Origin of the sequence: Massilia norwichensis (genome assembly GCF_024753245.1) — a bacterium.
Taxonomy (GTDB): domain Bacteria; phylum Pseudomonadota; class Gammaproteobacteria; order Burkholderiales; family Burkholderiaceae_D; genus Telluria; species Telluria norwichensis.
On sequence record NZ_JANUGX010000038.1, the window covers coordinates 24,400 to 46,426 of the forward strand.

Consider the following 22,027-nt stretch of genomic DNA (forward strand, 5'->3'; position numbering starts at 1 on the left):
GTCGCGCCTGAATTGTGAACTTCTTGACGACCTGGATCACTCGCACCGACCAGCAGTATTGGCGCGCCGGTTGACGGGAATAGGCAGGACATTAGAACCGGTTGAACCATATGCAACGTACCATCTCCGCCCGCATGCTGCGCCGCATCCGCAAGCTCGTGCTGCCGGGTCAGGCCGCCATCGCCGGCGTGCCCGCCATGGCCGCCGTGCAGGACATCCCCCTGCGCGAATCGCCTTCGCGCCTCGAACCCGTACTCGAATCCACGGCGATCCCCGTACCGGCCAGCACCGAATCCGGCGCCGGCATGGAACCGCCGCCGCCGGCGCCCAAGCGCCGCTGGCGCATGGTCAAGCGGGCCTTCCTGGTGCTGCTGCTGATCGCGGTGGCCGGCGGCTCGGCCTTCGCGGTCTACGAAAGCCGCACTTCGCACATGCAGGCGAAATTCTTTGCCGATCTGGCCAGGAAGATCAGCTACCGCATGGAGAAGGGCCCGAGCGATGCGATCCGCTTCCCGTCCGCCAGTCCCTACGACGAACGCCTCGGCTACTCGAACCTGCCGAACTACCTGGCCAAGCTGAAGACGCGCGACTACGTGGTCGAGGCACAGGCGCGCATGTCGCCGAAGATGGTCGAGCTGGCCGACATGGGCCTGTTCGCGACCTATCACGAGAAGACCCGCGCCGGCCTCGATATCCTCGACCACAGCGGCCAGCCGCTGTTCTCGGCGCGCTTCCCGGAACGCCTGTACGACAAGTTCGATGCCGCACCTTCGCTGCTGGTGCAAAGCCTGCTGTTCATCGAGAACCGCGAGCTGCTCGACACCACCTACCCGAAGCGCAATCCGGCGGTGGAGTGGGACCGCTTCTCGAAGGCGGTGTTCGACAAGTCGCTGCACGCGGTGGGCCTGGGCAGCGGCGGGCGCGTCGCCGGCGGCTCCACGCTCGCGACCCAGATCGAAAAGTACCGCCATTCGCCGGAGGGCCGCACCGCCTCGCTGGGCGACAAGCTGCGCCAGATGGCGTCGGCCATGCTGCGCTCCTACCAGGACGGCGAAGACACCAGCGCCACGCGGCGCCGCATCGTGCTCGAATACCTGAACACCGTGCCGCTGTCGGCCAAGCTGGGCTACGGCGAAGTGAACGGCATCGGCGACGGCATGTGGGTCTGGTACGGCCGCGACTTCGCCGAAGTCAACCGCATCCTGTCCAGCAATGCCGTCACCCCCGAATTCGCGCTGGTCTACAAGGAAGCGCTGTCGCTGATGATCGCGCAGCGCCGCCCGGCCTATTACCTGGGCGCCGGCGAGAAGGATCTCGAGGCGCTCACCAACAGCCACCTGCGCGTGCTGGCGCAGGCCGGCGTGATCTCGCCGCAGCTGCGCGACGCCGCCATCGCCACGGTCCTGCACCCGGCGCTCGGCTCCGGCGTGGCGCCGCCGCCGGCCAACACCTTCGTCACCCGCAAGGCGGCCAACGCGGTGCGCAACCACCTGGCCAACCTGCTGGGCGATTCGCGCATGTACAACCTCGACCGCCTCGACCTGTCGGTGGTGACCACCCTCGATTCGGAAGCGCAGAAGGCCGTCACCGCGGCGCTGCGCCGCCTGACCGACAACGACGCCGCGGCGGCCGCCGGCCTGACCGGCAAGGGCATGCTCGGCAACGGCGACCCGTCCAAGGTCGTGTACAGCTTCACGCTGATGGAGCGCGGCGACAAGGTCAACTACCTGCGCGTCCAGACCGACAATTACGACCAGCCGCTGGACATCAACGAAGGCGCGAAGCTGGACCTGGGTTCGACCGCCAAGCTGCGCACCCTGGTCACCTACATGGACATCGTCGACCAGCTGCACCAGCGCTACGAGCCGATGTCGAAGGCCGAACTGGAAAAGGTCAGGATCGATCCGAAGGACCGCCTGAGCCAGTGGGGCGTCGAGTACTTCCTGACGCTGCCGGCCGGCGCCGACCGCGGCCTGCAGCCGATGCTGGCGGCAGCGATGGAACGCAAGTATTCGGGCAACCCGGGCGAAGCCTTCTTCACCGGTGGCGGCCTGCACACCTTCGGCAACTTCAGCAAGCTGGACGACAGCCGCATCCTCACCGTCCAGCAGGCGCTGCAGAACTCCACCAACCTGGTGTTCGTGCGCCTGATGCGCGACGTGGTGCGCTACTACATGTTCCAGCTGCCGGGTTCCTCGGCCCAGCTGCTGGCCGACGCCGACGATCCGCGCCGCGCCGAGTACCTGTCGCGCTTTGCCGACCGCGAAGGCAAGGACTTCCTGGCGCGCTTCTGGAACAAGTACCGCGGCATGCAATGGGCCGAGGTCGAATCGACGCTGATGCAGGGCGTACGCCCGGCCGCCTCGAAGCTGGCGGCGGTCCACCGCACCATCATGCCGGATGCCTCGCTGGCCGAATTCGGCAAGTTCATCCACACCCATCTGCCGGACGACCGCGAAGTCGACCAGGAGCGCATCGTCAAGATGTACGACCAGTATTCGGTCGCGAACATGTCGCTGGCCGACCGCGGCTACGTCGCTTCGGTCCACCCGCTCGAGCTGTGGCTGGCCGGCTACCTGCGCACCCATCCGAAGGCGGGCTGGGACGAGGTCACCAAGGCTTCGGTGAAGGAGCGCCAGGAAGTCTATTCCTGGCTGTTCAAGACCCACCGCAAGCACGCCCAGGACAAGCGCATCGCCGGCCTGATCGAGGTCGAGGCCTTCCTCAAGATCCACGCGCAGTGGAAGAAGATGGGCTACCCGTTCGACTCGCTGGTGCCGTCGTATGCGACCACGCTGGGCGCCTCGGCCGACCGTCCGATCGCGCTGGCCGAACTGATGGGCATCATCGTCAACGGCGGCGTGCGCAAACCGACCCAGCGCATCGACTCGCTGCACTTCGCCAAGGACACGCCCTACGAGACCCTGGTCAAGCGCAGCCAGGAAGTCAAGGGCGAGCAGGTGCTGAACCCGCTGGTGGCGCGCGCAGTCGCCAACGCCATCCACGGTGTCGCGATGGAAGGCACCGCCAAGCGCGTCAAGCAGGCCTTCTACAAGCAGGACGGCAGCGTGATTGCGATGGGCGGCAAGACCGGCACAGGCGACCAGCGCTTCGACGTCTACGGCGCCGGCCACCGCCTGATCGAGTCGCGCTACGTGAACCGCTCGGCGACCTTCGTCTTCAACATCGGCGAACGCTTCTTCGGCAGCATGACGGCCTATGTGCACGGTCCGGAATCGGCCCACTACGACTTCACCAGCGCGCTGCCGGTGCAGCTGCTGGTGACCCTGGCGCCGAGCCTGATGCCGATGGTCGAGAAGACCGACACGGTGCTGGTGCCGGGCCTGCACGTGGTAACGCCGGCCGAGAAAGCCGCCGCCGCGGCAGCTGCCGCCGGCCCGGTCAACGATGATGTCGCCACCGTGAAGCCGGCGCCGGACAGCGCGCAGGCGGAAGAGGTGGAAGCGCTGGCGCCCGCCAAGCCGGTAGCGGCCAAGCCCGCAGCGGCAGCGGAAGCCGCGCCTGCAAAACCAGCCAAGCCGGCCAAGGAAGCCAAGGAAGCGAAGGAAGAAGCGCCGCATCGCAAGCCGGCTGCGAAGCCTGCCGACACGCCGCATCCGAAACCCGCGGCTGAGGCAGCGCGCGCCAAAGCGGCAGCCGAGGGCAGCCACCCGAAAGCGGCCGATGCCCCGCGCGCCAAGCCTGCGGCCAAGGAAGCCAAAGAAGCCAAAGACAAGGCCGAGCCGTCGCGACAGAAGCCGCCCGCAGTGGAGGAAGTGCTGCATTGAGCGGTAGGCCTGAGACCACGGAGGCCGTATGAAGCGGCCCAGGCTCGCGAAGTTCAGCCTGGTGTCGCTGCGCGATCTGCTGGTCGCCTCGCTGCCCACCATCCTGCTGGTGCTGGCCGCCTGCGTGGTGGCCTATGTCGTGGTCGATCCGGCCCCGCCGCGTCATCTCGTCCTCGCCACCGGCCAGGAAAACAGCGCCTACGAGGAATTCGGCCGCAAGTACGCGGCGCAGCTGGCGCGCGACGGCATCAAGGTCCAGCTGCAGCGCTCCCTCGGTTCCGAAGACAACCTGCAGCGCCTCCTCGACGGCAAGGCCGACATCGCCTTCGTGCAGAGCGGCTCGACCAGCGAAGACCAGGCCGAACGCAGCGAGCTGATGTCGCTGGGCAGCCTGTTCACCGAGCCGGTCTGGCTGTTCCTGCGCGAAGGAGACAAGCGCCACAAGCTCGAGGTGCGCAGCCTGACCCAGTTGAAGGGCCTGCGCATCAACCTCGGTCCGGAAGGCACGGGCGTGCCGAAGCTGTTCCGCCAGATCCTGGCCGTGAATGGCGTCGAGCCGGGCCAGCTGCGCATCTCCACGCTGGAAAATACCCCGGCCACGGTCGAGCTGCTGGCCGGCCGCATCGACGGCATCGTGTTCAGCTCCGCGCCCGAGGCGCCGCTGATCCAGATGCTGCTGCAGACCCCGGGCATCCGGCTGTTCGACTTCCGCCAGGCCGAAGCCTATACGCGGCGCCTGCCTTTCCTGACCCATGTGGTGCTGCCGCGCGGGATCGTCGACCTCGGGAAGGATATCCCGGCGCAGGACTTCCACCTGATCGCACCGACCGCGACCCTGGTCGCGCGCGAAGGCCTGCATCCGGCCCTGGTCGACGAGTTCGTGAAAGCCGCCACCGAGATCCACGGCGGCGCCGGCTGGTTCCAGCAGCAGGGCCAGTTCCCGTCGCCGAAGTACACCGAGATCCCGGTCTCGCGCGAAGCCGCCAAGTACTACCGCGACGGCCCGCCCTTCCTGCAGCGCTACCTGTCGTTCTGGCTGGCGAACCTGTTCGATCGCCTGTGGGTTGTGGTGGTGGCGCTGGCGGCGCTGGTGATTCCGCTGTCGAAGATCGTGCCGCCGCTGTACGTGTGGCGCATCCGTTCGCGTGTCTACCGCTGGTACGGCCAGCTGCGGGCGGTCGAGCAGGCGCTGGAGAATGCCGATCCCGCGCAGTGCGAGGAGGTGCGCGCCGACCTGCTGCGCCGCCTCGACGACATCGAAGCGCGCGTGAACCACATCTCGATCCCGCTCGCCTATGCCGACGCCTTGTACGGCCTGCGCAGTCACATCAACTTCGTGCGCCAGCGTGTGCGCGGCAATATCAAGCCCGTCTGAGAACGCCCTCAGGGTAAGGCGCATCGGCGAAGACAGTACTTTAGTACGGCGAGCCGAATGCAACGCCGCCATGAGGGCGTTATCAGACGGGCTACGGCAGGCTGATCTTCACGACGGCGTTCCCCGAAATCGCATACAGGGTGTTTTTACCGTCGCCCGTCAGACCGGCCAGCGCGGGCAGGGCACCCGGCCCGTTGCCGAGCTGGAGCGAGGTGGCGCCGATGGTGCCGGCCACCGTCGAGACGGCGCGCTCCGGCGTGATCTTGCGGATCAGGTTATTCCCGGCGTCGGCGGCGTACAGGTTGCCGGCGGCGTCCAGGGTCAGCGCGATGACGCGGTCGAAGCGGGCCGCGCCGGCCACGCCATCGGCGAAGCCGGGACCGCCGGACAGGCCGGCCAGCGCCATCCTGGTGCCGGCCGGGTCGATGCGGCTGACCGTGCTGGCGAAGTCGCCCACGTAGACCGTGCCGTCCTTGGCGGCGGCCAGGCCGCGCTGCTGGAAGTTGCGGCTGCCCACGACGCTGGCGATGTTGTCCAGTCGCGCCATGCCGTCGATCATGCTGATGGTGCCGGTGGGTGAAATCTTGCGGATGCCGATGGCATTCGCCACGACCACGTTCGCGAAGCCGTCGACGGCGATCCCGCTGGCGTAGAAATAGGGGATGTCGCCGGCGCCCAGGATGGTCGCGGTATCGAGGGTGGCAATGGTGCGCACGGTGCCGGCCGGGTCGATCTCGCGCACGGCCAGGCCGTCGGCGGCATACAGGCGGCCGTCGGGCGAGGCGGCGATCGCGTTCAGGCTGGCAAAGCCCGCCGCGCCGGCCGCGCCGTCCACGCTCTGGCAGCGCTGGGGCGAGCCGGCGAGGGTGGACACGGCGCCCGCCGCGCTGATTTTACGGATGCTGCAATTGCCCTGGTCGGCCACGAACAGGTTGCCGGCCGTGTCGGCGGCGATGCCGACCGGGCGGCCGAAGCGCGCCGCGCTACCGCCGGCGTCCACGTTGCCGGTATCAAGGGCGCTGCCGGCCACCAGCGTCAGCGTGGTCACGTTGGCCCCCAATGCCGGCGCACCGGCGCCGGTCGTGCCGCTGTCGCCGCCGCCGCCGCCGCAGGCCGTGCACAGCGCGGCCAGCAAACTAGTTGCGAACGATCGTGCTATTTTTGCGTCCATGCCAGTCTCCGTTGTTGTGTTTTCGGCATCCTAGCATGGTAAAGCGGCGTGCACTTCAGGGCAGCACGATCTTGACGATGGCATTGCCCGAGGTCGCGTACAGGTTGCCCTTGCCGTCGAGCGCGATGCCGCCCAGCGGCGCCAGGCCGCCGGGCAGGGCGCCGGTTTTCAACTCGCTGACACCGGGCGTGCCGGCGATCGTCGTCACCACCCCGGCCGGCGTGATCTTACGAATGAGTTCGTTGAACGGCGGCTGGCTCTGCCATGTGGCGCTGGACGAATCCGCCGCGTACAGGTTGCCCTTGCTGTCCACGGCCAGCGCAATAATGTGGCTGAAGCGGGCTTCGGCGCCGGTACCATCCTTGGTGCCGCCGCCCGGGCCGCCGGCCAATACCGTCTTCTTGCCGTCCGTATCGATGCGCAGGAGCGTGTTGTCGTTGGTAGCAAGGTAGACCGTACCGGCGGCGTCGACGGCCAGGCCGCGGCGCGCCGGAATAAAGGTATTGGAACCGATGCCGGCGGTCGTGCTGGCTATGCCGTCCAGCATGGTATAGCTGCCGGAAGGGGCGATCCTGCGGACGCCGATCCAGTTGCTGACGACCAGGTCGCCCGCCGCGCCGGCAGCGATGCCGTCGCCATACGCGATCGCCGCGCCGCGCCCGCCGCCTGCGGCTTCCTCCAGGGCGGCGACCTTGCGCGCAGCGCCTGCCTGACTGACTTCGAAGATGCCCAGGCCGTAGGTGGTCATGACCAGCCTGCCGTCCGCCGCGCTCGCCAGGGTAAATGCCGAGGGAAAGCTCTCTAGCGTGCCGGGCGCGCAATAGGCGCCTGCAAACAGCGAGACCGCACCGGCGGGGGTGATCTTGCGGATGGCGCAGTTGGCGCCCGCGTACAGGTTGCCGGCGCTATCGATCGCTAGGGCCGTGGGGCCGTTCAAACGTACGTCCGCGCCGCTGCCGTCGACGGTGCCGGCTTCGGCAGGATTGCCGGCCAGGACGGACAGCGCGGGCGCACTCACCGGCGGCGTCGTGCTCACGGGCGGCGTCGTGCTCACGGGCGGCGTCGTGCTCACCGGCGGCGCCGGGTTCACGGGCCCGGCACTGCTCACGGACGGCGTGATGGCAGCGGTGCTGCCGGACCCGCCACCGCCGCAGGCTACACAAAGGGTCATCAACACGCTGGCGCCCAGCGATTTCGGAACGGTCGTTTGCATACCGGAACTCCGCAGTGGACATCCGGTCAGCCTAGCATGTTAAATATGCAAGAAATCTCTTCGATTCTCACCAGCCTCAGGGCAGCGCGATCCGCACAATCGCATTGCCCGAACTGGCGTACAGGATGCCCTTGCCGTCGAAGACCAGGCCGCCCAGCGGCGCCAGGCCGCCGGGCAGGGCGCCCGGCTGCAGCGTCGCGACACCGGGCTTGCCGGCCACGGTGCTTACCACGCCGGTCGGCGTGATCTTGCGGATCAACTGGCTGTCGGCGCCGGCATCGGCGGCGTACAGGGTGCCCTGGCCGTCCAGCGCCAGTGCCACGAGCTTGCTGAAGCGCGCCGTCGCGCCGCTGCCATCGGCGCTGCCCGCGCTGCCGGGCGTGCCGGCCAGGACGGTCCGGTTGCCGGCGCTGTCGATGCGCAGGATGGTGTTGTCGAGGGCTGCCAGGTAGACCGTGCCGGCGGCGTCGACCGCCACGCCGCGCCGCGCGTTGCCGGACACGCCCTCCGCGCTGGCCACGCCTTCCAGCAGGGTGCTGGCGCCGGACGGCGCGATGCGGCGGGTGCCGATGCCGGTGGCGACGATCAGGTTCCCGGCGGCGTCGACGGCAATGCCGCCGCCCAGGTTGCCCGGTTCGAGTACCGCCAGCGTGCGCGTGGCGCCTGCCGGGCTGACTTCGATGACATTGCGGCCGCTGGTGATGAAGAGCCGGCCGTCGGCGGCGGCCGCGATCCCGCTTGCCGATGGAAAGGCCGACCCGTCCAGGCTGCCGCAGTTGGTGTACGAACCGGCAAACAGCGAGGCCGCGCCGGCTGGCGTCACCTTGCGGATCGCGCAGGTGGCGGCCAGGTAGAGGTTGCCGCCGGCGTCGATGGTCATGGCCGCCGGGCCGACGAAGCGCGCGGCTTCGCCGCTGCCGTCGACGATGCCGCCATCGACCGGGTTACCGGCAAACAGGCCCAGCGAGCCGGTGGCCGCGGGGGGAGTCGGCGAGCCGGAACCGCCGCCGGGGGTGACGCTGCCGGCGGCGACAGGCGTGGTGGAGCCGCCGCAGGCTGCGCACAAGACCAGCACCAGGCTGGCGCTCAGGATGGCCGCTGTGATCCGCATCGGCTCAGGCCCCGATCCACGGCAGGCCGGCCTTGCACCAGCCGCCCACCGTCTTGCGGTGTCCTTCGCCATCGCGGTCGCCTTCGAAGCCTTCCAGGATGTCGAAGGCATCCGTATAGCCGAGTTCAGTGGCGACGCGCGCCGCGTGGCGCGAGCGCACGCCCGAGCGGCACAGGAACAGCACCACATCTTCCTTGTCGGCGGTTTGCTGCAGCTGGGTGGCGAAGTCCGGGTTCGGCGCGCCGCCCGGGTACAGGCTCCATTGCACCGCACCGTGCTGGGCTTCGGGAATGGCCGGGCGGCCGATCCAGTCGCGCTCCGCATTCGTGCGCACGTCGACCAGCTTGACGCGTGGGTCGGACTGCAACAGGGCAAAGGCTTCCTGGGGCGTGACCGCGCCGGCATAGGGCTGGCCGGGGGCGCGCTCGCGGGCCTTGTTCAGGATCTCGTCGGTGCTGCTCATGCTGTTCTCCTTAATAGTGCAACCTGCCTCAAGTTGGTGCATACTGCGCCACTTGCACCACTCTGGTGCGTATGGATGAGGTCGCATCAAAACCGTGCGCCCAAACGCGCCATTGATTTTAAGGGCCAAACGGCGGACGTTCCAAGGCTATATTGCTCATTTGCTCATAGACAAGTGCTGGCACGCTTAGTGCTTATAACAGGATGCGTCTGTCGCACGCCCCGTTGGCGTCGCCGACACCCCTTTTTCAATCAGGAGAATACGAATGGCAAGGACCGCCGCAGATGTAATGCAGATGCTGAAGGATAACGAAGTCAAGTTCGTCGATTTGCGTTTCGCCGATACCCGCGGCAAAGAGCAGCACGTGACCGTTCCCATCTCGCACTTTGACGAAGACAAGTTCGAATCCGGCCACGCCTTCGACGGCTCCTCGATCGCCGGCTGGAAAGGCATCGAAGCATCGGACATGCTGCTGATCCCGGACCCGAACACCGCGAACATCGACCCGTTCATGGAAGAGACCACCGTGTTCATGCAGTGCGACGTGATCGAACCGTCGGACGGCAAGGGCTACGACCGCGACCCGCGTTCGATCGCCAAGCGCGCCGAAGCCTTCCTGAAATCCTCGGGCATCGGCGACACCGCCTTCTTCGGCCCGGAGCCGGAATTCTTCATCTTCGACTCGGTCCACTGGAAAATCGACATGTCGGGCTCGATGGTCAAGATCAGCTCGGAAGAAGCATCCTGGTCGACCGACAAGGAATTCGAAGGCGGCAACAGCGGCCACCGTCCGACCGTCAAGGGCGGCTACTTCCCGGTCCCGCCGGTCGACAGCTTCCAGGACATGCGTTCGGAAATGTGCCTGATCCTCGAATCGCTGGGCATCCCGGTCGAAGTGCACCACCACGAAGTAGCCGGCGCCGGCCAGAACGAGATCGGCACCCGCTTCTCGACCCTGGTCGAGCGCGCCGACTGGACCCAGAACATGAAGTACGTGATCTGGAACGTCGCCCACAGCTACGGCAAGACCGCGACCTTCATGCCGAAGCCGATGAACGGCGATAACGGCTCGGGCATGCACGTGCACCAGTCGATCTGGAAGGACGGCAAGAACCTGTTCGCCGGCGACGGCTATGCCGGCCTGTCGGAAACCGCCCTGTACTACATCGGCGGCATCATCAAGCACGCCAAGGCGCTGAACGCGATCACCAACCCGGGCACCAACTCGTACAAGCGCCTGGTGCCGGGCTACGAAGCGCCGGTCAAGCTGGCCTACTCGGCACGCAACCGCTCGGCTTCGATCCGCATCCCGCACGTGGCGAACCCGAAGGGCCGCCGCATCGAGGTGCGCTTCCCGGACCCGCTGGCCAACGTCTACCTGTGCTTCGCCGCACTGCTGATGGCCGGCCTGGACGGCATCCAGAACAAGATCCACCCGGGCGAAGCCGCGACCAAGGACCTGTACCACCTGCCGCCGGAAGAAGACAAGCTGATCCCGACCGTGTGCGCCTCGCTGGAAGAAGCCCTGGAAGCGCTCGACAAGGATCGCGAGTTCCTGACCCGCGGCGGCGTGTTCAGCGACGCCATGATCGACGCCTACATCGAGCTGAAGATGCAGGAAGTGCAGCGTCTGCGCATGACCCCGCACCCGGCCGAATTCGACATGTACTACTCGTCGTAATTCAGTTTGTAGCCGTACGGTAACAAAAACGCGGGAAAGCCGGCTGGCCGACCCGCGTTTTTTTTCATCCGGATGGGGATGCGGTATAGTCGGAAGATTCCCAACCAGGCACATCGTGCCGACTGACCTGATGCGAATGACAAGCTTGTTCGTGAAGCACCCGGCCGGGATTCTTCTGGCGCTCGCGCTGGCCGCGCCCGCGTCCGCCCAATCCGTCGTCTACCGCTGCGTGGACAAGGAAGGCCGCGTGCTCTACACCGATACGAATGCCGGCAACTGCAAGGTGGTGGACGCCATCGTTTCCGGCGCCATCTCGGCCCCGCCGGCTTCGAGCCGCCCGCCGGCCGCCGTCAACATGCGCCAGGGCGCCGCGCGTCCGGCGCCGGCCACCCCGGCCAACTTCCCGCGCGTCGACAGCGCCGCCCAGCGCGCGCGCGACGACGACCGCCGCGCCATCCTCGACGAGGAACTGCGCGCCGAAGAGAAGAAGCTGGCCGACCTGCGCCGCGACTTCAACAACGGCGAACCCGAACGCCAGGGCAACGAGCGGAACTACGCCAAGTACCAGCAGCGCGTGGCCCAGATGCGCGAGGACATCGGCCGCGCCGAGAAGAACGTCGAAGCCATCAAGCGTGAAATCGCCAATATCCGTTGATGCCGACATGCGCGCCGCCATGACCGAACCGGAACGCCCACCGAAGGACTCGCCGTACGCCCGGTTCGCCGGCCTCGACCTGCTGGCCACCAGCGTGCTGGTGGTCGATGCCGCCGGCAGCGTGCGCTACGCGAACCCGGCCGCCGAGCACCTGCTCGAAGTCTCGGTCAAGTCGCTGTCGCGCCAGAAGCTGGCCGGCCTGTTCCTCAACGGCGAGGAGCTCGATGCGCTGGTGCGCCAGGCGCTGGCGCACAAGTACGCCGACCTGCGCCAGGACCTGGCCCTGCAGCGCAGTGGGCGCGAGCCGCTGCACGTGCACAGCATCGTCAGCGCCGCCGGCGACGAGGAAGTGGTGGTCGAGCTGCGCGAGAACGTCCAGCAGCTCAAGCTCGACCGCGAAGAACGCATCCTCGACCAGAGCCAGGCCAACAAGGAACTGATCCGCAACCTGGCCCACGAGATCAAGAACCCGCTCGGCGGCGTGCGCGGCGCGGCGCAGCTGCTGGAACTCGAGCTGCCGGACGCTTCCTTGCGCGAGTACACCCAGGTCATCATCAAGGAAGCCGACCGCCTGCAGACCCTGGTCGACCGCCTGCTGGCGCCGCATCGCCGTCCGCACATCGTCGGCGACGTCAACATCCACGAAGTCTGCGAGCGCGTGCGCAGCCTGGTGCTGGCCGAATTCCCGGCCGGCCTGAGTATCAAACGCGACTACGATGCCTCGATTCCCGAGTTCCGCGGCGACAAGGAACAGCTGATCCAGGCCGTGCTGAACATCGTCCATAACGCCGCCCAGGCCCTGCGCGCGCGCATCGCGCAAGGAGATGCCGAGATCGTGCTGCGCACCCGCGTCGCGCGCCAGGTCACGCTGGCCAAGGTCCGTTACGGGCTGGCATTAGACTTGCATATCATCGACAATGGACCGGGCATCGCCCCCGATATCCGCGACCGCATCTTCTATCCGCTCGTTTCCGGGCGCGACGGCGGCAGCGGTCTCGGGCTGACGCTGGCGCAGACCTTCGTGCAGCAGCACCTGGGGCTGATCGAGTGCGAAAGCCGGCCTGGACTGACGGATTTCCGTATCCTGATCCCCTTGCCATAAGCGTCGGGACGGTGCGGCCGCGGTCCAACGATGGATGTCTTTAAGCGGGAAGCACTGAACTACATGAAACCAATCTGGATTGTCGACGACGATGCATCGATCCGCTGGGTGCTGGAAAAAGCCCTGGCGCGCGAAAACCTCGCCACTCGGAGCTTTGCCAGCGGACGCGAGGCGCTGGCCGCGTTCGAGAGCGACAGCCCGCAGGTGCTGGTCTCGGACATCCGCATGCCGGGCGAGTCCGGCCTCGACCTGCTGGCGGCCGTCAAGGAAAAGCATCCCGGCCTGCCGGTCATCGTCATCACCGCCTTTTCCGACCTCGATTCGGCGGTCGCGTCCTTCCAGGGCGGCGCCTTCGAATACCTGGCCAAGCCCTTCGACATCGACAAGGCCGTCGCGCTGATCCGGCGCGCGCTGGAGGAGAGTCTGCGCGAGGCCAGCGTCGAGATCGCGCCCACCGAGACGCCCGAGATCCTGGGCCAGGCGCCGGCCATGCAGGAAGTCTTCCGCGCCATCGGCCGCCTGTCGCAGTCGAACGTGACGGTCCTGATCACCGGGGAGTCCGGCACCGGCAAGGAACTGGTGGCGCGCGCCCTGCACAAGCACAGCCCGCGCGCGCAACAGCCTTTCATCGCGCTGAACACGGCGGCGATCCCGAAGGACTTGCTGGAATCCGAACTGTTCGGCCACGAGCGCGGCGCGTTCACCGGCGCCCAGGCGATGCGGCGCGGCCGCTTCGAGCAGGCCGAGAACGGCACGCTGTTCCTCGACGAGATCGGCGACATGCCCTTCGATCTGCAGACAAGGCTGCTGCGGGTGCTGTCCGACGGCCACTTCTACCGCGTCGGCGGGCACCAGCCGGTCAAGGCGAACGTGCGCGTGATCGCCGCCACCCACCAGAACCTGGAACAGCGCGTGCGCGACGGCCTGTTCCGCGAAGACCTGTATCACCGCCTGAACGTGATCCGGCTGCGCCTGCCGTCCCTGCGCGAGCGGCGCGACGACATCCCCATCCTGGTGCGCCACTTCCTGGTGCAGAGCGCACGCCAATTGGGCGTCGAACCGAAACGCCTGAGCGAGGAGGCGAACCGCTGCATCGCCAGCCTCGAGCTGCCGGGCAATGTGCGCCAGCTGGAAAACCTGTGCAACTGGATCACCGTGATGGCGCCAGGCCAGACCGTCGAGGTCAAGGACCTGCCGCGCGACCTGACCCAGGGCCAGGCCGGCGCCATGTCCGCCGCCACTGCGGCGTCCGCCGTGGTGGCGATGCCGGCGCCCTCGGCCGGCCCGCTGCACGGCGCGCTCGATGGTGCCGCCAGCCTGCCGTCGATGTCGGTGCCGGCCCCGGTCGGTGCCGACGGCTGGATCGGCCTGCTCGAACTGCAGGCCGCGCGCATGCTGTCCGAGGGCCAGATCGAGGTGATGGATGTGCTGGGCCGGCAGTTCGAATCGGCCCTGATCCGCACCGCGCTCAAGCATACGCACGGGCGCAAGAACGACGCGGCGATCCGGCTGGGGATCGGGCGCAATACGATCACCCGCAAGATTGCCGAGCTGGGGATCGACGGCGCGAAGGACGAATAAATCTGCCGTCGTTCCCGCGCAGGCGGGAACCCAAGTTTGCACGCGCTGTGGAAACGCACGCGGAACTTGGGTCCCCGCCTTCGCGGGGACGACGTGGCGCGCTCGGGGACGACGTGAGGCGTGTGCGGGGATGGCCTTGGTGTAGACTCTTGCCATGCTGATCAACTGCGTCGCCTACCAGGAAGGTAAAAAACTCTCCGATATTCCAGTCGAGGACATCAGTGACTACCTCGAACGTCCCGGCTGCTTCGTCTGGGTTGCGCTGCGCGACGCCAGCGAGGACGAGATGCGCCAGATGCAGGAAGAATTCAACCTGCACGAACTGGCGGTCGAGGATGCCGCGCGCGGCCACCAGCGGCCGAAGATCGAGGAATACGGCGACTGCCTGTTCACCATCGTGCACACGGTCGACCTCGAAGGCGATGCCCTGGCCACCGGGGAGCTCGCCATCTTCGCCGGTCCCAATTACGTGCTGTCGATACGGCGCGATGCCGCCAAGGGCTTCCTCGGCGTGCGCGCCCGCGCCGAGCGCGAGCCGCATCTGCTAAGCATGGGCTCGTCCTTCGTCATGTACGCGCTGATGGACGCGGTGGTCGACCGCTATTTCCCCATCGTCGACATGCTCGAGTCCGAGCTGGAGACCATCGAAGACCGCATCTTCACCCACGGCGCCCAGCGCCAGAACGTCGAGCGCCTGTACCAGCTCAAGCGCAAGGGCCTGGACCTGCGCCATGCCGTGGTGCCGCTGATGGATGCCGTCGGCCGCCTGCTGGGCACGCGCGGGCCGACCATGGCAAGCGGCGTCCAGGATTACTTCCGCGACGTGCACGACCACCTGATCCGCATCGCCGGCCGTCTCGACACCGTGCGCGACACGATTGCCACCGCGATCCAGGTGAACCTGTCGATGGTCTCGATCGACGAGAGCGAAGTGAACAAGCGCCTGGCCGCCTGGGCCGCGATCTTCGCCGTGTTCACCGCCTTTGCCGGCGTGTGGGGCATGAATTTCAAATACATGCCCGAGCTGGAATGGAAGTGGGGCTATCCGATGGCGCTGGCGGCGATGGTGGGGGTGTGCCTGTATTTGTACCGGAAGTTCCGCAAGGCCGGGTGGTTATAAAACGTGGGCACGGGGGTGTGCCCACCCTACCGTGTGAAGATCTTCTTCGGGCACATCGCGTGCACGCCGACGTTGCCGTCCACCAGCTGGGTGATTTCCATGTCGACGGCGGCGCTGGCCAGCATGTAGGCGTCGTCGCGGTTCAGGCCCTTTTCTTCGACCAGGAAGGCGATCATGTCGCGCAGCGCCATCTCGGTCGCCTGTTTCAGATCCTTCGAAAAGCCCATCGAGATGTAGTGCGTGGGCGTCTCCGCGCGCGGCCACACCAGCTTGCGGTTCTTGTGTACCACGAAGCGGAAGGTGCCGGACAGGTAGGTCTCGAGCGCCGTGATGTCGACTTCGCCGTTGCCCTGGGCCGCGTGGCCGTCGCCGGCCTGGAACAGCGCGCCCTTGGCCGCCACCGGGATGTAGAGGGTGCTGCCGGCCACCAGCTCCTTGAGGTCGAGGTTGCCGGCGTGGACGAAGGGCGGGGCGCTGTCGATCTTGCCGCCGGCCGGCGCCACGCCCATGCTGCCGAAGAAGGGGCGTAGCGGGATCTCGATGCCCGGCGCGAAGCGGCCGACCATCTTCTGGCGGTCCAGCGGCACCACCTTGTAGCGGCCGTACGGGTATTCCATCGGCAGGAAGCCGGAGCCGACACCGAACACGTTGCAGGCGAAGTTGGCGTCGATGTCGACCTTCAGGATCTGCACCTCCAGCACGTCGCCCGGCTCGGCTTCCACAATCGCCACCGGCCCGGTCAGGATATGGCCGCCGGGCCCTTTGTCCTGCACTTCCTTGTAGATCGCCTCGGTGTAGGGCGGGATGTCTTCCGGCTTCACGCCGCGCGCGATCATGCGCTCGGGCGAGCCGCAGGTCGACAGGGTCTGCATGCGCACCGTGTCGCCCGAATGCACGCTCAGCACCGGCTTCGACAGGCCGGAGTAGTAACCCCAGGCGACGGTCTGCGGCGTGGCCGGCAGCGTGTAGTCGGCGCCGAGGGCGGGCGCGCTTGCGGCAAGGGCGAGGCAGAGCGGAAGGAGGAGGCGGCGCATGACGGACCCGTTATGTCGATGAGAAGGTCCCAGTCTAGCAAATGAAAAGCGCCCGGTGCGGACACCGGGCGCTTCGCTACTGCCAGCCTGCTTCGGGCGCTGAAACGCTTAGAAGCTGTACGAGCCGCGCACGTAGAAGGTGCGGCCCAGCGGGTCGGTGTAGCGCGGGTCGAAACCGGACTGGAACTGCGAGTCCTGGTAGGACAGCGGCGGATTGCGGTCGGCCAGGTTGCGCACGCCCACGGTCACGCCGAGACCCTTCTTCTGGGTCCACGAGAAGTAGGTGTCGAAGGTCGTGTACGAAGCGACGCGGTTGGTCGGATCCTGGTCCACGTAGCCGCTCTTGTAGTGGGCGGTCAGGCCTGCCGCCAGTTCACCCTTGTTCCAACCGAGGTTGGTGGTGTTCTGCCAGCGGAACACCGGGCCGGCGCCCGAGTACACGCCGACGTTGCGGTGCCATGCGCCGCCTTCGTCGTTCTGGTAGTCATACTTGTGGACCCAGGTCGAATTGGTGCCGAGGGTGAAGTTGCCGTAGGCCTTGGTACGCAGGCGGTAGGTGGCCGACAGGTCGATACCGTTGGTCTTCAGGCCGCCCAGGTTCTGGGTGCGCAGGTCGACGTAGCCGCAGTTGGCCGGGGTGGCGCACTGCGCGCCGTCGACCGACAAATCGCCCGCCGGATTACGATGGTACACGCCGGCGTACAGGGCCGGATCGGCGAACACGTCGTCGCTGGCGAGCACACCGATCATGTGCTCCAGTTCGATGGCCCACAGGTCCACGCCCACGGTCAGGTTGTTGACCGGTTCGAACATCAGGCCCAGGGTCGCGTTCTTCGACTTCTCTGGCTGCAGGTCCTTGTTGCCGCCGTAGAGCACCTGGAACTGGGTGTTGCAGGTCGCGGCAGGCGACTTGCCCGGCAGCGCCTTGCCGCCCGGGCAGTTGACCGGGTCGTCGTAGTTGCCGGCGCTGTTCGAGAAGGTCTGCGCGGAGTTGACGTCGTACAGCGACGGTGCGCGGAAGCCGGTCGAGTAGGAGCCGCGCAGCATCACGCTGCGGGTCGGCTTCCAGGTGAAGCCGAGTTTCGGGTTGGTGGTGCCGCCGAAGTCGCTGTAGTGGTCGTAACGCACCGAGGCGGTGACGTCGAGCGACTTCAGGATCGGGACGTTCAGTTCGGCGTAGGCGGCGTAGACATTGCGCGAACCCTGGTTGAAGGAGTTCGGGTCGATGCCGGTGGAGGCGACGACCTTTTCCGCGAACTCGGTGTTGGCGGCGCTGCTGAACTGCTCGTGGCTGCCCTGGCCGCCCAGCGCCAGTGCGGCGTTGCCGGCGCCCAGCCAGTTGCCGAACTCGCGGCTGGCGTGGAAGTCGAGGCCGGTGGTCTGGCCGCGCGCATGCTGCACGGTGCCCGACAGCAGGGCCGAATCCAGCAGCGCGGTGCCGGCGGCGCTCTGTTCGCCCATGGTGTTGATGACGCCGTTCAGCACGCCCTGGCTGATGATGCCGCCGTCGCTGTAGCCGTACAGCTCCTGACGGGCGCGGTTTTCGTTCCAGGTCAGGGCGCCGTTGTAGTCCCAGGTGCCCAGCTTGCCTTCCAGCGAAGCGACGAAGCGCTGCTGCTGGTTGACGTTACGGTCCATACGCGAGCCGTTCGGCATGTCGCGCCACATCGCGTGCGCGAAGCCCGGCAGGACGCCGGCCGGGGTACCGTCTTCGGTATAGGCCGGGTCGAAGCCGGCGCCGGTCGGGAAGTAGGGGTTGGCGCTGCCGTCCGGGCGCAGGCGGTTGACGTACAGCCCGCTGTACGGGACCGGTGCGATGGTGCCGCCGACCACGCTCTCGCTGGTCAGGTATTCCAGACCCAGCTCGTGGTCCTTGTTCAGCTTGAAGGTGCCGCGCAGCAGGGCCGAATCGCGGCGGTTCTTCGGGATGTAGTCGACGAAGGGCGAGGTCTCCATGTAGCAGCCGGTGCCGCCGTCGGAGATCAGGTTCGGCGCATTGCAGCCGGCAGCGGCGGCCGGGTTGAAGCTGTCGCCGTTCTGGTAGTAGTTAGCCGGGTAGGTCGAGCTCGACAGGCCGCCCGGGAAGCGCTTGTTGAACGGACGGTCGCCGCCGGCCAGCGCCTTCTGCTCCTGATGGTCGACCACGATCGAGAAGTTGTAGCCGTTCTCGTCGAGATCGCCGAAGCCGTAGGCGAAGTTGGCGTTGAGCGACTTGCCGCCCTTGTGCTGGGGCTGGTCTTCGCCGAAGGTGGCGACGCCGCCCTGGAAGTCCTTCTTGGTGATGAAGTTGATCACGCCGCCGACCGCGTCGGAGCCGTACAGCGAGGAGGCGCCGTCGCGCAGCACCTCGACGCGCTCGAGCGCCGCGAACGGGATCATGTTCAGGTCGGGTGCCGAGCTGTCGAAGGCATTATTCGCCAGGCGGCGCCCGTTCAGCAGCACCAGGGTCTTGTTGGCGCCGATGCCGCGCAGGTCGGCGAACGAGGCGCCGCCGGAGCCGGAGCCGACCGACTGGCTGGTACCGGTCTGCGATTGCGACACGCTCAGGTTGCTGAGCACTTGCTCGATGGTGGTGATGCCTTCCTTCTTCAGGTCTTCGGCCTTCAGGACCGTGACCGGAACGGCGGTTTCAGCGTCGATGCGCTTGATCGCGGAACCGGTGATTTCGACACGTGCGACAGGGGCTTGCGGCGCTTCCTGCGCCATGGCCTGGCCGGCAAAGCCGAGGCCTGCGGCGAGGGCGCTGCCGGAGAACACCAGGCGCAGCGACCTTGCCAATACTTTTTCCGTAAACATCTACATCCTGTGATTGGGTTTCATGAACTGCAGGCCGGCACCGAATATGACAATTCAGTGACGTTTGCCATGCAGATATATCACCAAAACTCACGCGCACAAAATTTTTTTATAGTAATTACGGTGGGAAGCAACAATACTTGCTGCTAATTGAACGAAAGACGAAGAAAGTTACGTAGCTCTACGTATTGACGATTCAACTGCGGTCGGCGCCGGCCGCGGTCGCGCCGCAGGCCAGGATGACCAGCGCGATCCCCAGCCATTGAACGCCCGACAGCCGCTCGCCCAGCACCACGAAGCCGGCCAGCGCCGCCACCGCCGGCGAGGCGCTGACCAGGATGCCGAACACGCGCCGCGGCAGCCGGCGCAGCGCGGCCATCTCCAGCGTGTAGGGCGCGGCCGAGGACAGCACCGCCACCGCCAGGCCGGCCGCCAGCACGACCGGCGACAGCAGGGCGCTGCCCGCATGGGCCGCGCCGACCGGCACGATGAAGAGGCTGGCCGCCAGCATGCCCCAGGCGACCGTGCCGTTTCCTGCCGCTTGCGAGGCACGCTTGCCGAACACGATGTACAGCGCCCAGCAGACCGCGGCGCCGGCCGCGCAGGCCACGCCCACCGGGTCGAGTGCCCCGGTGCCATCCTTCAATGGCAGCAGCAGCCACAAACCGAAGGCGGCGCAGGCCACCCACACGAAGTCGCGCAGGCGGCGCGAGGACAGCAGCACCAGGGCGAGCGGACCCATGACCTCGATCGAGACCGCGATGCCGATCGGGATGCGCGCAAAGGCCTGGTAGATGAGCAGGTTCATGCAGCCCAGCGCCAGGCCGTAGAGCAGCAGGCTGGGGATGTCGGCGCGCGCGGGGAGGGCGCGCCAGGGGCGGGTGAAGGCGGCCAGCAGGATCGCCGAGAGGCCGACGCGCAGTCCGACCACGCCTTCGGCCCCGACCAGCGCAAACAGGTGCTTGGCGAAGGCGGCGCCGGCATAGGTCGAGACCATCGCCGCGCCGATCGCCAGCAGCGGCAGGGCCGCGTTCTCCTTCGCCGGCGCCGTCACGCGTCAGCCGACCAGCGACAGCGCGACCGCCTCGGCCACCTTGATGCCGTCGATCGCCGCCGACATGATGCCGCCTGCATAGCCGGCGCCTTCACCGGCCGGGTACAGGCCGCGGGTGTTCAGGCTTTGCAGGTTGTCGTCGTGGCGCTTGATGCGGATCGGCGAGGAGGTACGGGTCTCGACCCCGGTCAGCACCGCGTCTTCCTTGTAGTAGCCCTTGATTTGCTTGTCGAAGGCGACGAAGGCTTCGCGCAGGGCGACGGTGGCGTAGTCGGGCAGGGCGGTGGCCAGATCGGTCAGGTGCACGGCCGGCTTGAAGGACGGCACCACCGAGCCGAATTCTTTGGACGCCACGCCGCGCACGAAGTCGCCCATCAGCTGGCCCGGCGCATCGTAATTCGAACCGCCGAGGACGAAGGCGCGCGACTCCAGTTCGCGCTGGAAGGCGATGCCGGCCAGCGGGTGCCCCGGGTAGTCGTCCGGCGTGATGCCGACCACGATCGCGCTGTTGGCGTTGCGCTCGGCGCGCGAGTACTGGCTCATGCCGTTGGTGACGACGCGGCCTTCTTCGCTCGACGCCGCGACCACGGTGCCGCCGGGGCACATGCAGAAGCTGTAGACGCTGCGGCCGTTCGAGGCGTGGTGCACGATCTTGTAGTCGGCGGCGCCGAGGATCTTGTTGCCGGCATTCGGGCCGAAGCGGCAGACGTCGATCAGCGATTGCGGGTGCTCGACGCGGAAGCCGATCGAGAACGGCTTGGCTTCGATATAGACGCCGCGGTCGTACAGCATCTGGAAGGTATCGCGCGCGCTGTGGCCGATCGCCATCACCAGGTGGCGGGTCGGGATTTCCTCGCCCGAGGCCAGGCGCACGCCGACCACCTGGCGCGCATCGCCTTCGCCCTCGATCAGCACGTCTTCCAGGCGGGTCTCGAAACGGATCTCGCCGCCCAGCGACAGGATCTCGGCGCGCATCTGCTCGACCATTTTGACCAGGCGGAAGGTGCCGATGTGCGGTTTGCTGACGTACAGGATCTCTTCCGGCGCGCCCGACTTCACGAACTCGGACAGCACCTTGCGGCCGTAATGCTTCGGGTCCTTGACCTGGCTGTACAGCTTGCCGTCCGAGAAGGTGCCGGCGCCGCCTTCGCCGAACTGCACGTTCGACTCGGTGTTCAGCTTGCGCTTGCGCCAGAAGCCGAAGGTGTCGACGGTGCGCTCGCGCACCACCTTGCCGCGTTCGAGCACGATGGGATTCAGGCCCATCTGCGCCAGGATCAGGGCGACGAACAGGCCGCACGGCCCCATGCCGACCACGACCGGGCGCGGGGTGCCGGGCGCTGGTTTGGCGCTGGTGACGAATTTGTAGGCGGTGTCGGGCGAGGGCGCGATCTGGCGGTCGTCGCGCAGTCGTTTCAACACCTGTTCCTCGTTCTTTACCTGCACGTCCAGCGCATAGATCAGCACGATGGCGCTGCGCTTGCGCGCGTCGTAGCTGCGCTTGAACACGGTGAAGTCGATCAGCTCGTCTTCACCGATGCCGAGGCGGGTCAGCACCGCCTGGCGCAGCGCGGGTTCGGGATGGTCGAGGGGAAGTTTTAATTCGGCAATTCTCAGCATGGTAGGGGCGTCGCTAGCAAACGCTTGGTCGGTTCAACCTCGTATTGTAACCCGGCACCCCGGCGACAGCGGGATGGCGCCGCCTTTCCAGGTCGTTGCAGCGATCCAACATCCGACAATTTGATGACAAATTCTTGTATGCACCATGGGCGTGCATTTTTCTGCCTATTTGCATAGGACGTATATACATATGATGCGGCGCAATAAACCCAGTGTGCATACAACCCTTGCTGGCGTGTATGTACTTGCCTGATTTCATTGGA

15 protein-coding genes are annotated in these 22,027 nt (G+C 66.9%); 7 read left to right on the forward strand and 8 right to left on the reverse strand.

Annotated elements, in window-relative coordinates; all coding sequences use genetic code 11:
- Positions 1-305: 305 nt before the first annotated feature.
- Together NX782_RS23740 and NX782_RS23745 are read left to right on the forward strand one after the other, a co-directional pair.
- Positions 306-3,788 (forward strand): transglycosylase domain-containing protein, encoded by a 3,483-nt coding sequence (locus NX782_RS23740; protein WP_258847989.1) that lies wholly within the window; start codon positions 306-308, stop codon positions 3,786-3,788.
- Positions 3,789-3,816: 28 nt separating this feature from the next.
- Complete coding sequence (locus tag NX782_RS23745) at positions 3,817-5,163, forward strand: TAXI family TRAP transporter solute-binding subunit (protein WP_258847973.1); 1,347 nt, start codon at positions 3,817-3,819, stop codon at positions 5,161-5,163.
- 91 nt (positions 5,164-5,254) lie between these two features.
- On the opposite strand, the gene NX782_RS23750 is transcribed toward NX782_RS23745, so the two are convergent.
- The 4 genes from NX782_RS23750 to NX782_RS23765 all read right to left on the reverse strand — a co-directional run bounded on the left by NX782_RS23750 (position 5,255) and on the right by NX782_RS23765 (position 9,121).
- Entirely contained in the window at positions 5,255-6,334 is a 1,080-nt protein-coding gene (locus NX782_RS23750; protein WP_258847974.1) for an NHL repeat-containing protein, read from the reverse strand.
- Positions 6,335-6,389: 55 nt separating this feature from the next.
- Positions 6,390-7,547: an NHL repeat-containing protein gene (locus tag NX782_RS23755; protein WP_258847975.1), complete on the reverse strand. Its 1,158-nt coding sequence runs from the start codon at positions 7,545-7,547 to the stop codon at positions 6,390-6,392.
- A 76-nt stretch (positions 7,548-7,623) separates the two neighbouring features.
- Positions 7,624-8,658 (reverse strand): NHL repeat-containing protein, encoded by a 1,035-nt coding sequence (locus NX782_RS23760; protein WP_258847976.1) that lies wholly within the window; start codon positions 8,656-8,658, stop codon positions 7,624-7,626.
- Between the two features lie 4 nt (positions 8,659-8,662).
- Positions 8,663-9,121 (reverse strand): rhodanese-like domain-containing protein, encoded by a 459-nt coding sequence (locus tag NX782_RS23765; protein ID WP_258847977.1) that lies wholly within the window; start codon positions 9,119-9,121, stop codon positions 8,663-8,665.
- A gap of 265 nt (positions 9,122-9,386) precedes the next feature.
- On the opposite strand from NX782_RS23765, the gene glnA reads away from it, so the two are divergent.
- The 5 genes from glnA to corA all read left to right on the forward strand — a co-directional run bounded on the left by glnA (position 9,387) and on the right by corA (position 15,260).
- Positions 9,387-10,802: a type I glutamate--ammonia ligase gene (glnA, locus tag NX782_RS23770; protein WP_258847978.1), complete on the forward strand. Its 1,416-nt coding sequence runs from the start codon at positions 9,387-9,389 to the stop codon at positions 10,800-10,802.
- Positions 10,803-10,938: 136 nt separating this feature from the next.
- The gene (locus NX782_RS23775) at positions 10,939-11,457 is read left to right on the forward strand and encodes a DUF4124 domain-containing protein (protein WP_258847979.1); all 519 of its coding nucleotides are present in this window, start codon (positions 10,939-10,941) and stop codon (positions 11,455-11,457) included.
- Between the two features lie 19 nt (positions 11,458-11,476).
- Entirely contained in the window at positions 11,477-12,559 is a 1,083-nt protein-coding gene (gene glnL / locus NX782_RS23780; protein ID WP_258847990.1) for a nitrogen regulation protein NR(II), read from the forward strand.
- A gap of 63 nt (positions 12,560-12,622) precedes the next feature.
- Positions 12,623-14,140, forward strand: coding sequence for a nitrogen regulation protein NR(I) (gene ntrC, locus NX782_RS23785; RefSeq protein WP_308633103.1), 1,518 nt, complete (start codon positions 12,623-12,625; stop codon positions 14,138-14,140).
- Positions 14,141-14,294: 154 nt separating this feature from the next.
- Positions 14,295-15,260 (forward strand): magnesium/cobalt transporter CorA, encoded by a 966-nt coding sequence (gene corA / locus NX782_RS23790; protein WP_258847980.1) that lies wholly within the window; start codon positions 14,295-14,297, stop codon positions 15,258-15,260.
- 26 nt (positions 15,261-15,286) lie between these two features.
- Here corA and NX782_RS23795 read toward each other — a convergent pair whose 3' ends face one another.
- The 4 genes from NX782_RS23795 to NX782_RS23810 form a co-directional block, all read right to left on the reverse strand.
- Complete coding sequence (locus tag NX782_RS23795) at positions 15,287-16,294, reverse strand: acetamidase/formamidase family protein (protein WP_258847981.1); 1,008 nt, start codon at positions 16,292-16,294, stop codon at positions 15,287-15,289.
- A 108-nt stretch (positions 16,295-16,402) separates the two neighbouring features.
- Positions 16,403-19,090, reverse strand: a complete 2,688-nt coding sequence (locus NX782_RS23800; protein WP_258847982.1) for a TonB-dependent receptor — start codon at positions 19,088-19,090, stop codon at positions 16,403-16,405.
- 196 nt (positions 19,091-19,286) lie between these two features.
- On the reverse strand, positions 19,287-20,144 hold the full coding sequence (locus NX782_RS23805) for an EamA family transporter (protein ID WP_258847983.1): 858 nt from the start codon (positions 20,142-20,144) through the stop codon (positions 19,287-19,289).
- Between the two features lie 3 nt (positions 20,145-20,147).
- A complete protein-coding gene (locus tag NX782_RS23810; RefSeq protein ID WP_258847984.1) occupies positions 20,148-21,764 on the reverse strand; it encodes an NAD(P)/FAD-dependent oxidoreductase in 1,617 nt (538 codons plus the stop codon).
- Positions 21,765-22,027 lie beyond the last annotated feature (263 nt).